The sequence below is a fragment of the Pseudomonas xanthosomatis genome, assembly GCF_019139835.1.
In the GTDB taxonomy this organism is placed as follows: domain Bacteria; phylum Pseudomonadota; class Gammaproteobacteria; order Pseudomonadales; family Pseudomonadaceae; genus Aquipseudomonas; species Aquipseudomonas fakonensis.
Map to the genome: position 1 here is coordinate 2739256 of NZ_CP077075.1, position 12946 is coordinate 2752201.

Consider the following 12946-nt stretch of genomic DNA (forward strand, 5'->3'; position numbering starts at 1 on the left):
AACTCCCATTTTGCTGGTATTGCAAGATTTTTCGGCCTTACCGGTCTGACCAGTTGTCGTGCGGATATCTAGAGGCTGGCACCCGCTGCGCGGGTGATCGCGGGCAAGCCCGCTCCTACAGGGGGTATGCAGGCCTGTAGGAGATTCTATGGTCTCAGGGAAGCCCATTAGCTGACTTTGGGTTGATATTCGTCCTGCCCCTTCAGCAGGGCGAATACTACGCGGGCAAGCTTGCGAGCGAGTATGACCAGCACCTGGGTAGTGCGTAGCCCCTTAGCTATGTAACCCTCGTAGACATCCCGCCAGATCGCGGTACGGCGAGCAGACATCGCGGCGTTGTGCAGCAAACGTCGTGCTTCAGGATCCCCTCGTTTGGACAAACTGCGGCGGTTATCTTTCTGGCCTGATTTCGATACCCGAAGATCCAAACCCAGAAACGCAATGAAGGCATCCGAGTTTCGGAAGTCTCCTCGTTGAAAAGCAGTAATCAGGCGAGCGCCAGTCAACAGTCCGATACCCTCGACCTGCATGCATCGCTTCAGTTGATCTTTTAGCCCGGCTGCTTGCAACTGGTCACAAATGGTCTTTTCGACAAGTGCTTCCAATCGCGCCATGGCCTTCAGATGCTTGGTTATTGCTGACTTGAGCAGCGGCTCGTTAGCCCAGCTTTGCTTCAAGCTCACTCGGGCTTGAACCACAGCAGCACGGCGGCGAAAAAGGCTGATAAGACGGCGGTAGAGACCGCTGGGAGGACTCCAGGGACGTAGTTCCTGGCCCTCGTTCTTGAGGTATCGAGCGAGCAGCTTGGCATCTAGCGCGTCGGTCTTGGCTCGGATGTTGACGCCCTTGCGGTAGTGGCTAAGTTCGTAGCCACCCACCATGTAGATGATGCAGTCAAACTCGTAGGCGAGGTCTGCAAACACCAAGTGATAGATATTCGTGGCTTCGATGGCGACAGCTACTTTTCCCGGCAACGCTTTGAGCCATTTCTTGATGGCTGTTTTGTTGTTGGGAATGGTCTCCAACTGATCGGAATCAGCGTGATAGATCACCAGCTCATCCTTGGCGACATCCACGCCAATGATCGGTAGTGAGACAGTAACTGGCATTGCCATTGGGCTTCCTCCCCGTATAAGGTTTCAGGACTTGAAGGGCCACCCAGAGGCGCAGGCTTGTTTCTATCGTCGGTTGCGAGCCAGAAGCATTCTTTATCGGCGCTTGGGTGAAAGGAGGAGGGGTGAAATCTCCTACGGTCTGTACTGCTGCTAACAGTCAGAAGCCGACTTTGTCCCTCCTCCTCCCTTCAAGTCCTACCATACAAGCCGGCTTGCCGGCGATGAGGCCGGTAGCCTCTAAGCCGGTGCCAGACCTGTCGCCGCCAGTTCAGCTGCGACAACGGGCAGCGCGAGGGAAAATGGTCTGCTTGCAAAGCCCTATGGACCCCGTAGAATTCGCCGCCCATGACTGATTGGTCATTCAAACAAGTATCCGAAGCCAACCGCCTCTCGGCTGGCTCCACGCCCGCGTGAGAATGGAGTCCCATCGTGCGCACCAACCTGCCGGTCAACCCGGTCGAGCAAAGCTTCCCCGAGCACCAGCGGCTCATCTCCGCCACCGACACCACCAGCCTGATCACCTACTGCAACGCCGAGTTCGCCGCCGTCAGCGGCTACAGCCAGGCCGAGCTGGTCGGCAGCCCGCACAACCTGGTGCGCCACCCGGACATGCCCGAGGCGGTGTTCGAGCTGATGTGGCAGTACCTCAAGGCTGGCCAGAGCTGGATGGGCATTGTCAAGAACCGCTGCAAGAACGGCAATTTCTACTGGGTCAGCGCCTATGTGACGCCGATTCTGGAGAACGGCCGGCTGGTGGGCTACGAGTCGGTGCGGGTGCGCCCGACCCGTGAGCAGGTGGCCCGCGCCGAGGCGGTGTACGCGCGCCTGCGCGCAGGCCAAGCCGCACTGTCGCCGGCCCGGCGCCTGGCGCTGGCAGCACGCGCCCTGGTGGTGCCGCTGGGTGCCGGCGCCCTGGCGGTGGGCGCCGAGCGGCTGTGGCCGGGCCTGCCGGCCCAGGGCCTGACCCTGGCGCTGTTCGCCGCCACCGGCTGGTGGGCGCAAAGCCGCATGGCCCGCCACCAGCGCCGGATTGCCGCTTGCGCCGGCAACACCTTCAGCGACCCGGTAGCGGCGCTCACTTACAGCGACCAGGCCGGTGCTGCCGGGCAGCTGGAGCTGATTTTGATCAGCGAAGAGGCGCGTCTTAAAACCGCGCTGACCCGCCTGAGCGACCTGGCTGCACAAATGGCCGATGCCGCTCTGGACGCCGGGCGCCTGTCGCGCGGCACCGAGGCGGCGCTGCTGGAGCAGCGCGCCGAAACCGACCTGACCGCCACCGCCATGACCGAAATGGCCGCCTCCATCGGTGAGGTGGCCGGCCACGTGCAGCTCACCGCGCAAGAAGCCCACACCGCGCACCAGCTCACCGAGCGCGGCAGCCAGGTGGCCGACGCCAGCGGCGCGGCGATTCGCGGTTTGGCCGGCACCGTCGGGCAGATCAATCAGGCGGTCAACGACCTGGCCGGTCAGACCGGTGCCATCGCCGAGGCCGCCGGGATGATCCGCGCCATCGCCGAGCAGACCAACCTGCTGGCGCTGAACGCCGCCATCGAGGCGGCCCGGGCCGGTGAGCATGGCCGCGGCTTTGCGGTGGTGGCCGACGAGGTTCGCGCGCTGGCCGACAAGACCCGCCAGTCTACCCTGCATATCCAGGCCATCACCGACAGCTTGCGCAGTGGTGCCGAACAGGCGGTGAGCATCGCCAGTCTGGGGATTGCCGGGGCTGAGCAGGGTGTGGTTCAGGTGGGTGAAGCGCAGCAGGCATTGCAGGGCATTCGCGAGGCGGTGCTGCGCATCAGCGACATGAGCCAGCAGATGGCGGCAGCGTCGCAGCAGCAGTCCAGCGTGGCCGAGGATGTGTCGCGGCAGATCAACGGGGTGGCCGGTACCGTGCAGCAGAGCGCCAGCCGGGCCAATGCAGCGGCATCGCGGGGGGCGGAGCTGGAGCAGATCTGCGCCGGGTTGCGGGCGTTGGTTGAGCGGTTTAACCGTTAGTGGTTGGTACCGCGTCAGGGCTGACAGGTGCTTGCCACAGCCCTTGCAGCGCCTATGAAACCGAGCGCCGCTCGATCTCACAGGCGCCATAAGCCTTTCGGCGAACACCTGGCAGCCCTGACGCAAACTCCTTAAAACGCTACCCCGTCACTGCAGCGCCCGAATCATCTCCTCGGTAAGCCGGCGCAGCAGCGCCGCCTCAGCGGCCTTGCGGCTCTCAAGCAACAGCTCTGCCGCACGCTGGTAGATCTCCCCTTGGTTCGGGTACAGCCCTGAAACCAGCTCGATACGCTGCAACACCCCGCCGATACGCCACGGCACCTTGGCGAATTTACCCTCCAGCGCCTCGACATAGCCCAGCGGCACAGCAGTACCGGCATAGGCACCCGGTGTTGCGGCTTCGCCCAGGCTGTCGAAGTACTCCGATGCGCCCCCCCATTGTTCAGCCAAGGCTTCGAAGGCCTGCGGCCGCAGCCGCCGGACCCAGGCACTCCAGAACCGCTGTTCCGGCGCCCAGTCAGCCAGGCGCTGGTCGGTGATCGCTGCCGCCACGTCTTCGGCCAGGCGGGCGAGGGTTTCTTCGCTCAGGCGGGCCAGGTAGTCGAAGGCGATTTCCTCGGGTTGCGGGGGCAGGCGCAGGGTCTGGCGCAGGTGAATACGGGCATGCAGTGCCATCTCCACTTCGTCGAGCGGGTAAATGGCGTCGGTCAGGTCGTCGTCGCTGATGTCGTCGCCGGCACGTAATGGAGGGGCTGCATCGCGATCGGCTTGCCCATGCGCCTCGTTGAGTGCCCGGCGCCGGGCGACCCGGGCGTTGTAGATCTCGCCCACCTGGGCGTCCAGTTCCTGTTGGCGCAGCAGGCTGGTGGCGCTGTCCACGGCCACCTGCTCGTCGGCAAGGCCTGGGCCGGCATGGCTGACGGTCTGCCACACCGTCACGTCGGTTTCGACCTGCTGGAACAGCAAGCTGGCCTGGTCGATGCACCCCGTGGTGGCGTCATTGAGCAGGTCGATGATCTGTTCCAGCACCTGGGCCTGGCCCCAGCCGCCGGCGTCTGCGGGTTGGCCATCGCCGGCCAGTGCCTGCACTACCCGTTGCATGCGCAGGCGAAACGCCTGCGGGTGGTGATCAAAATCGCGGGTATCGGGCAAGCGCTCCATCAAATCGTATAACGGCCGCCATTGCGGGTCGGCGTAAGTGTTGGCGATATGGTCCAGCAGGGCCTCCGGCCAGCCGACCGACCATTGCGGTGGCGCGTCGTCCTGGGCTGGCGTGGTCAACCCGGCATCGTTCAGGCGTTGCAACGCTTCGGGGGTAAAGGGGTTGTCGTCGAAGGCGTAGACCATGTCTTCGTTGCCTTCGCGCACGGCTTCGGCGAACGCGCTAGCGTGCAAGTCCGGCGCATCGGTGAGGGCATTGCGGTTCATCTCCACCCGGAGCAGCACCAACGGGCGCTGCTCCATCAGCCCCTGCAGCCCCGGGGGCCATTCACCGATGCCGGTGTACTCAAGGTCCAGCCATTCCAGTTGCGTCCAGCCGGTCAGGTCCGGTGGCTGGTCGAGCGGATTTTCGTACAGCGACAGGCGGCGCAGGCGATTGAGCCCGGCCAGGGCGGTGCGGGTGGCTTGGTCCAGTTCGACCTGGTTCTGGCCCAGGTACAGCTCGCGCAGCGCCGGCCAGCGTTGCAGGGCCTGAAAGTGCTCGGCACCCAGTTCCAGGTCGTTCAAGGTCGCCTGGAATACCTCCAGTTGCGGCAGCCGCGCGAGTTGCAGGAGCGTGCCGGGTGACAAGGCCTGCAGAGACTCGTCCAGGCTCAGGTGGCGCAGGCGCCCCAGCCGGCTGATGATATCCAGCTGGTTCTGGTTTTCCAGGTTCAGGGCGTTACCGGCCAGGTCGAGGATTTCGACTTGCTGCAATTCACCCAGTACGGGAGGCAGCGCGCGCAGCGCGTTGTCACGCAGGTCCAGGTGGCGAACCTGAGGGAAGGCGCGCAGGAAGAGGTTCAGGTCGCCTGCGGGGACTTCCTGCAGGCCATGCACCGCCAGGTTTCGCACGTAGGGCAACTGCACCGGCAGGATCGGCAGTTCGTCGAGGTACTGGCAGTGGATACGCAGGATCACATTGTCGATGTCGGCAATCGTGTCCGGGGCGTTTTCCCGCCGCCAGGCCTGGCGGATGCGGTCGGCCATGAGGCCACGGCGCACCCGTCGTTGTTCGAAGGAGCCTTGGTGAAGGTTGTCGGGGTCGTGCACCCAGCGCTGCAGGGTCTCGTCCAGTTGCCGGTATTCCCGTCGCAGTCGCTCGAGCAGGCGGGTGAAGGCGCCGGGGTTTGGCCCGGCTTCGTTGCGCAGGATGCCGCGCAGCAGCTCGCGGTCGCCTTGCTCGCTGGCGGGGAACAGCTGGTCGAACACCTGGTCGTCGGTCAGCCAGCCGCTGCCACGGCCGCTGAGGCGGTAGCCGATACGGCGGCTGCCGGGCAGGCGCGTCGGCAGGCGGTACATTGGTCGCACCGGCGCCATGCCCAGGTAGCCGGCGGCACCTTGGCGGTTGTCTGCAAGCACTGCGAACAGGGCTTCGCGCAGCCCGTTCGAATCATGAATCTGCAACCCCAGCGCCACCCGTTCGCTGTCGGGCAGGGCATGCAGGATGGCCTGGAACAGGTCGCCGGCGCTGGCCAGCACCTGGTCACGTTCATCACGCGGCTGATAACGGCCCGCTTCGCGTATCACGGTCTTCAGCGGCTTGCCCTCGGTGCCGGCCGCGTGGCGCAACTGGCCGTTCTCGTGCAATTCAATTCGAACCTCGCCGCGCCAGCCAGGCAGTTCGGCGAGGGCGCCGATGGCCAGCGCGTCGCGGTCGGCGCCGGCTTGCTGGAAGCTGCCCAAAGCCCGGTTGATGCGGGCCTCACGCAGGTACAGGCGGGCGGTCTCGGCCAGTTGCAGCGGCAACTTGCCTGAGCTGCGCAACCTGGCCAGGTCTGCCGGGCGGGCGCGGGCGATGATCTCGTTGCAGGCACGCGGGCTCAACGAGGGGAAGTCCCGGGCCAGCAGCTCGCTGCCGGGCAGGGCAGCCACCTCGGGTGTTTTCGCCCCCAGGGCCTGGAAGCTGTCGACCAGCAGCGCTGGCAGCGGCTGATGGTCGGCCAGCGCCTTGCGCACGCTGGCAGCGTCGTAGCCGCTGCAGCGCAGGGCCTGTTCCATTGTTTCGTCAGCCAGCCCCTGGGTAACCGGCCCTACGCGGCGCAACAGCTGTGCGCTATCCCAGCTCAAGGGGCTCTCATGGGGTAGCAGCCAGGCGCCTTGGCCGTTTTGCAGCAACGCTGGCTGGTACTGCTGGCCGCGCGTGTTGGCCAGTCGCCAGCGACCCTTTTCCATAGGTTGCAGGGGGAGTGCTTTGCCCTCGTGATGCAGCCAGCGCTGGTGCTGCCAGTCATGCAGGCCATCGGCGGCAGCCGGCGTACCTGCGGGCCAGGGCTCGGGGCGGGCGAATGGCGACAGGTCGCCCTGCCACAAGCGTTGGCGACCGTCACGCGCCACCCGATGCCATTCGTGCAGCGGGCCCTGGGCTTCGCCAACCGAGGCGGCAGCGCCCAGTACGGCGACTTGCGCCAGGTTTTCCAGCACGTCCAGCAACTGTTCGATGGCCGCTTCGGCATCGCCTTCGTTGGCTGCGTGCACCCCTTCGAGAAACTCGTCCACCAGTTGGGCGCCGCCAATCACCATCATCAGCTCGCCCAGGCCTGGCACGAACAGGCCGGCAACGTTCAACACGCTCAGGCCCACCCCCAGCCAGGCCTGCACGTTGGCCAGCAAGGCGGCGGCGTCGCGCTGCGCCACCGGCACCGCAACGCAGGCTGCGTCGATCAGCTTGCGCTCCACCTGCACCCGCGCGCGGTCCGCGAAGCAGTCGCCTTGCCAGGCGCGCAAGCCCAGCGGCAGGCGGGCGTTCTTGTCCAGGGTTTGCTGCCAAAGGTCGGTAGGTGCGGGGAACAGTTGGTTGAGCCAGTTGCTGGGCGCGCCTTTCTCCCTGACCGGCATGGCGGCCAGTTGCGTGGCATAGGGGTAACTGGGGAGGAGCAGGCCGTGCAGTTTTGTGGCGAATTCGGGCTGTTGTGCCTGGTTGACGTAGCGGCTGAAGATGCGCCGCTCGCTCTCTTGCCACAGGGCTTCGGTCAGGGCCTGGCCCAGCGCCTTGACCGAGCTGTACTGGCGCAGGGTGCGGGTGGGGTGGCCGGGCAGGTAGAGGATGCAGGGTTCGCTGCTGTTGCCGGGCTGCACGCGCAGCAGCAGCGGGCCGTCCAGGGGGATGCCGAACAGGCTGAGGTAGCTGCATTCCAGCGTGCTTGGCTGCCCCGCGATGATCGGCTGGCGCACACCGGCCAGCGCGGCTTCGCCCAGGGCTGCACCCTGTGCATCGAGCTGGCCTTGCAGACGGGCCAGGCTCAACTCTGCTGCGAAGGCTGCACGGTCCTGCTCGCGTAGCAGGGTGCGGAAGGCATCGGTGTCGATGTGGTCGGCCAGGTGGTAGCGGTAACGCTGGCCCAAGTCGAGGTTGCGCACACCGCTGACGAAACGGCCGCTGTCCAGAAGCAGGGGGCTGGTGTCGTCAGCCGAACCATACAGCGCCACCTCGTTGCCTGTGTCGAAGTTCTGCAGCGCAGCCTCCAGCCAGGGCATGTCGCGGCTGTTGGCATAGTTCCAAAGCACCGCAGTGTCCAGGCTGGGCAGGGCGGTGGCAGGGAACCAGCGGGCCAGGGCTGCCTCCAGCAACGGGCGGCAGTAGCTGTCGATTGGCTGCACAGGGGCAAGGGCCTGGGCCACGGCGCGGCTGGCGCGGTAGCTGGCGAGGATGCGTTGCTTGAGCTGCTGGCGCTGGTGGGGGCTGGCGTGCTTGTGCCAGTGGGGGTGGTGGCTGTGAATATGGCTCAGGTGCGGTGAAAGGGGCATGGCTGCTCTCCGGTGGGCAAAGCAGCGAGGCTAGTGTCCTGTCTCGGAAATAACTTAACCCACTTGAGCTACGCTTCGTTGGTCAGCCACAAAGAGGAGTGGAGCCGTGAACTCTCAAGCCATTGTGCTCAGTGACGATGAGCAGGTTGAGTTGAGCCGGCGGGTTCGCTCGGCGACCATCAGCCAGCGCGACGGTCGCCGAGCGCGTGTAATCTTGCTGGCTGCTCAAGGTCATTCACGTAACGAAATCGCTGAATTGACCGGCCTCTCCGTTGTTTCGATCACCCGCTGGTGCAAGCGTTTTCAAGCCCAGCGCCTACAAGGCTTAGTGGATTTGCCTGGGCGAGGACGCAAAACTTCCTTACCTGCCGAAGCTTTGAAACGAACGCTTGAGCAGGTCACTCAACCACGCATTGGCCAACCTCGTTGGAGCTGCCGCAGCATGGCGCGAGTCGCCGGTATTTCGCCTGCCAGCGTCCAACGAATTTGGGCCGCGAACGACATCAAACCGCACCTGACTCGCACCTTCAAACTGTCCAATGACCCGCATTTCGAAGAGAGATTCTGGGACGTCATTGGACTGTATCTGGCGCCACCGGATAAAGCGCTGGTGCTCTGCTGCGATGAAAAGAGCCAGGTTCAAGCCTTGCAACGCACGCAACCAGGCTTGCCATTGGGCATTGGCCACATCCGCACACAGACCCATGACTACGTTCGTCACGGCACGCTAACGCTGTTCGCGGCCATGGATTACCTCCAGGGTCGGCTGATCAGCAGCATCGAAACACAGCACCGGCATCAGGAGTGGCTGGCTTTCCTGAAAAAGATCAACCGGGAAACACCCAAGAACCTGCAATTGCACTTGATCGTGGATAACTACGCCACGCACAAGCATCCGGTCGTCAAGGAATGGCTCAAACGCCATCCACGATTTCATCTGCACTTCACCCCGACCTCAAGCTCCTGGATGAACATGGTTGAACGCTTTTTCCGGGACATCACCGTCTACCTGCGCGATGGCAGCTTTAGTTCGACACGCGAACTGGCTAGCTCCATCACCGCGTTCTTGGCGCTGCACAACGCTCAGCCCTGCCGGTACGTCTGGAACGCGAAAGGTGAAGACATCTTGCGCAAGATCCAGAGTGCCCGAGACGCGATGGCAGGCGCGATGAAAAAGAACGTTTTATCTGAGACGGGACACTAGGGAGGGTGAAGGTGGGGGGCGGGGTACATAACTACCACGCCCGGTTTCAATTCAGATTTGCGGCGCGGTGCTTTTCACCGCCGCCAGCTCCGGGTGCGCCACCAGCTTGTCGATGTGCAACTCGTCGTTGTTCATCCAGGTTTCGGTCAGCACCCGGTAGTGTTCCATGTCGCGGCAGCGCATGCGCAGGCTGTAGTCGAAGTGGCCGCTGATCAGCTGGCATTCGTACACCTGCGGGCAGGCCCGCACGGTGGCTTCGAAGGCTTTTTGCGCCGAGCGCCCGCTCTGGTTGGACAAGGCCACCAGCACCAGCAGCGACAGCCCGGGGCTGACCTGCTGCACATCGATGATCGCCCCGTAGCCGCGGATCACCCCGCGCCGCTCCAGCTTGCGCACCCGCTCAAGGCACGGCCTTGGGGTGAGGTGCACGAGGGTGGAGAGTTTCTCGAAGGTGATCCGCCCCTGGTGACGCAGCACATCGATGATGGCTTCGTCGATGCGGTCCAGCGGGGCGCTGGCGGTGGCCTTGGTATCCATATTCGGCGTGGCTTCACTTCAGACGGTTGGACAGGAACTGGCGCAGGCGCTCGCTTTGCGGCCGGTCGAGAATCTCGGCGCTGCCGTGCTCCTCGACCAGGCCCTGGTGCAAAAACAGCACCTGGCTCGACACCTGGCGGGCAAAGCCCATTTCATGGGTGACCATGAGCATGGTACGTCCTTCCTCGGCGAGCGTCTGTATCACCTTGAGCACCTCGCCCACCAGCTCCGGGTCCAGCGCCGAGGTGGGTTCGTCGAACAGGATGATTTCCGGCTCCATGGCCAGCGCCCGGGCAATGGCCACCCGCTGCTGCTGGCCGCCGGAAAGAAACGCCGGGTACTGGCTGGCGGCGCGGGCCGGCAGGCCGACCTTGTCGAGGTACTTGCGTGCCCGTGCCTCGGCCTCGCCGGCACTGATGCCCAGCACCTTGCGCGGCGCCAGGCAGATGTTCTCCAGCACCGTCAGGTGGCTCCACAGGTTGAAGTGCTGGAACACCATGGCCAGGCGTGTGCGCAGATTCTGCAACTGTGCGGGCGGTGGGGTGCCTTTGGTTATCTGTAAGGTCTGGCCGTCGAGGGTGATGCTGCCGGCGTCGGGTTTTTCGAGGAAGTTGATGCAGCGCAAAAAGGTGCTCTTGCCCGAGCCGCTGGCGCCGATCAGGCTGATCACGTCGCCCTTGCGGGCCTGCAGCGACACACCCTTGAGCACCTGATGCTCGCCGTAGTGCTTGTGCAGGCCGGCGACGCTGAGCTTGAGGGCGCTGGTGTGTGCCTGGGCGCCCGGGGCCTGTTCGAAGGTGGAAAGTGGCAGTGCGGTGGCAGTCATGGGGTCAGCCTCGGGCAGGGTCAAGGAAGCGCATCCAGCGGCGTTCGGCCAGGCGCAGCAGGCCGACCAGGGCGAAGGACAGCAGCATGTACAGCAGGGCGGCCACGCCGAAGGCCTGGAAGGTGAGGAAGGTGGCGGCGTTGGCGTCGCGGGCCACCTTGAGGATGTCGGCGACGGTGGCGGTGAAGGCCAGTGAGGTGGCGTGCAGCATCAGGATCAGCTCGTTGCTGTAGGCCGGCAGCGAGCGGCGCAGGGCCGCCGGCAACACCAGGAACAGGTTGAGCTTCCAGCCGCGCAGGCCGTAGGCCTGGGCTGCTTCCAATTCGCCGGCGGGCAGGTTGCGGATGGCCCCGGCGAAAATCTCCACGGTGTAGGCGCAGGTGTTGAGCACGAAGGCCAGCAGGGTGCAGTTCAGCGCATTACGGAAAAACTGGTCGAGCAACGCGTGCTCGCGCACCACCTGCAGGCTGTACAGCCCGGTGTAGCAAATCAGCAGCTGGATATACAGCGGCGTGCCGCGGAACACGAAGGTGTACAGCTGCACCGGCAGGCGCAGCCAGGCGTGGCGCGAAACCCGCGCCAGCGCCAGGGGCAGCGACAGGGCAAAGCCCAGCACCATGCTGGCGACGAACAGCCACAGGGTCATGGCCAGGCCCGACAGCCCGCTGCCATCGGTGTACAGGTAGGCCAGGCCGTATTGCTGGAGAAGTTCGATCATCGCGCCAGCTCCTTGATGCCGGTGTTGTAGCGCCGCTCCAGCACCTTCAACAGGTAGTTGGAGAGCACCGTGATCAGCAGGTACACCAGCCCCGCCAGGCACAGGAAGAACAACACGTCATTGGTGGTCTTGCCGGCGTTTTGCGCAGCCTTGACCAGGTCGGCCAGGCCGATGATCGACACCAGCGCGGTGGACTTGAGCAGCACCAGCCAGTTGTTGCCCAGCCCCGGCAGGGCAAAGCGCATCAGTTGCGGGAACAGCACCAGGCAGAAGCGCTGGGCGCGGCTCAGGCCGTAGGCGGTGGCGGCTTCCAGCTGGCCGGCCGGCACGCTGAGAATGGCGCCGCGAAAGGTTTCGGTGAAGTACGCGCCATAGATGAAGCCCAGGGTGATCACCCCGGCGCCGAACGGGTCGATTTCCACGTAGTCCCAGCCCAGCGCCTCGGTGAGGTCGTTGAGCCAGATCTGCATGCTGTAGAAGATCAGCAGGATCAGCACCAGGTCGGGCACGCTGCGGATCAGCGTGGTGTACAGGGTGGCGGGGATGCGCAGGAGCTTGGCGCGGGACAGCTTGGCGCTGGCGCCCAGCAGGCCCAGCAGCAGGCTCAGGGCCAGGGACAGCAGGGCCAGCTTGAGGGTCATCCAGGTGCCTTGGGCCAGCAGCGGGCCGAAGCCTTGCAGGCCGCTTGTGAGGAAGTCAGGCATAGCAGGGGATCTCGCGGTGGATTCATCGCGGGCAAGCCCGCTCCTACAGGCAGTGAAGTTTTCGCAGTTCTGTGGGAGCGGGCTTGCCCGCGAAGAGGCCGGTGGGGGCTCATTCGTTGTAGATGTCCACGTCGCCGACGTACTTCTTCTGGATTGCGGCATAGGTGCCGTCGGCGTGAATCATGGCGATGCCCTTGTCGAGCAGGGCCTTGAGCTCGGGGTCGGTCTTGCGCAGGCCCATGGCGATGTCCAGCGGCAAGGTCGGGTCCTTGATGGCCGGGCCGCTGCGAAAATCGGCGCCCTCGGGCTTGGACAGGAAGTTGAGCTGGGCTTCGAGCTTGTCGGTGACGGTGGCGTCCAGGCGGCCATTCATCAAGTCGGCGTAGTTCTGATCCTGTGCCTGGTAGGCCTTTACCTGCGCGCCCAGCGGGGCGAGCACGGCGCGGGCGTAGGCCTCCTGCAGCGAGCCCTGCAGCACACCCACCTGCTTGCCCTTGAGCGATTCGACGCTGTCGCCGAAGGTGGCCGACTTGCGCACGATCACCGAAGTGGGGCTGAGGAACAGGCGGTTGGTGAAGTCGATCTGTTTTTGCCGCGCCGGGGTGACGGCCATGGACGACATGATGGCGTCGAACTTGCGGGCGCGCAGGGCCGGGATCATGCCGTCGAACTCATTGTGCACCCAGGTGCATTTGACCTGGAGTTTTTCGCAGATGGCGTTGCCCAGCTCGATGTCGAAGCCTTGCAGGCTGCCATCGGCGGCGACGGATTCGAAGGGGGGGTATTCGGGGTACACGCCGAAGCGGATTTCAGTCCATTCCTTGGCCTGGGCCAGGGTGGTGGCGCAGAAGGAAAGCAACAGCACGCCGAAGCGTTTGCGCATGGAAAGCATAGGAGTAG

At 64.5% G+C, this 12946-nt stretch carries 9 protein-coding genes; 2 read left to right on the forward strand and 7 right to left on the reverse strand.

The genetic code is table 11. The features are described from left to right. Positions 1-167: 167 nt before the first annotated feature. Positions 168-1115, reverse strand: a complete 948-nt coding sequence (locus KSS93_RS12195; RefSeq protein WP_217884790.1) for an IS110 family RNA-guided transposase — start codon at positions 1113-1115, stop codon at positions 168-170. A gap of 429 nt (positions 1116-1544) precedes the next feature. Between KSS93_RS12195 and KSS93_RS12200 the strand changes: the two genes are divergently transcribed. Then, positions 1545-3110, forward strand: coding sequence for a methyl-accepting chemotaxis protein (locus KSS93_RS12200; RefSeq protein ID WP_217888472.1), 1566 nt, complete (start codon positions 1545-1547; stop codon positions 3108-3110). A gap of 147 nt (positions 3111-3257) precedes the next feature. Here the strand turns inward: KSS93_RS12200 and KSS93_RS12205 are convergent, their stop codons facing one another. Further along, positions 3258-8057 (reverse strand): dermonecrotic toxin domain-containing protein, encoded by a 4800-nt coding sequence (locus tag KSS93_RS12205; protein WP_217888473.1) that lies wholly within the window; start codon positions 8055-8057, stop codon positions 3258-3260. A gap of 106 nt (positions 8058-8163) precedes the next feature. Here KSS93_RS12205 and KSS93_RS12210 point away from each other — a divergent pair, with 106 nt between their 5' ends. Further along, positions 8164-9261: an IS630 family transposase gene (locus KSS93_RS12210; RefSeq protein ID WP_217885335.1), complete on the forward strand. Its 1098-nt coding sequence runs from the start codon at positions 8164-8166 to the stop codon at positions 9259-9261. A gap of 51 nt (positions 9262-9312) precedes the next feature. Here KSS93_RS12210 and KSS93_RS12215 read toward each other — a convergent pair whose 3' ends face one another. The 5 genes from KSS93_RS12215 to KSS93_RS12235 form a co-directional block, all read right to left on the reverse strand. After that, positions 9313-9798 carry an Lrp/AsnC family transcriptional regulator gene (locus KSS93_RS12215; RefSeq protein ID WP_217888474.1) on the reverse strand — a complete coding sequence of 162 codons (486 nt, stop codon included), beginning with the start codon at positions 9796-9798 and terminating at the stop codon, positions 9313-9315. A 13-nt stretch (positions 9799-9811) separates the two neighbouring features. Next, on the reverse strand, positions 9812-10624 hold the full coding sequence (locus KSS93_RS12220; RefSeq protein WP_225917337.1) for an ABC transporter ATP-binding protein: 813 nt from the start codon (positions 10622-10624) through the stop codon (positions 9812-9814). Between the two features lie 4 nt (positions 10625-10628). After that, the gene (locus KSS93_RS12225; RefSeq protein ID WP_217888475.1) at positions 10629-11342 is read right to left on the reverse strand and encodes an ABC transporter permease; all 714 of its coding nucleotides are present in this window, start codon (positions 11340-11342) and stop codon (positions 10629-10631) included. Further along, entirely contained in the window at positions 11339-12046 is a 708-nt protein-coding gene (locus KSS93_RS12230; RefSeq protein ID WP_217842663.1) for an ABC transporter permease, read from the reverse strand. Before KSS93_RS12230 ends, KSS93_RS12225 begins: the two co-directional genes overlap by 4 nt. Positions 12047-12155: 109 nt before the next feature. Beyond that, on the reverse strand, positions 12156-12938 hold the full coding sequence (locus KSS93_RS12235) for an ABC transporter substrate-binding protein (protein WP_217888476.1): 783 nt from the start codon (positions 12936-12938) through the stop codon (positions 12156-12158). Positions 12939-12946: the final 8 nt, after the last annotated feature.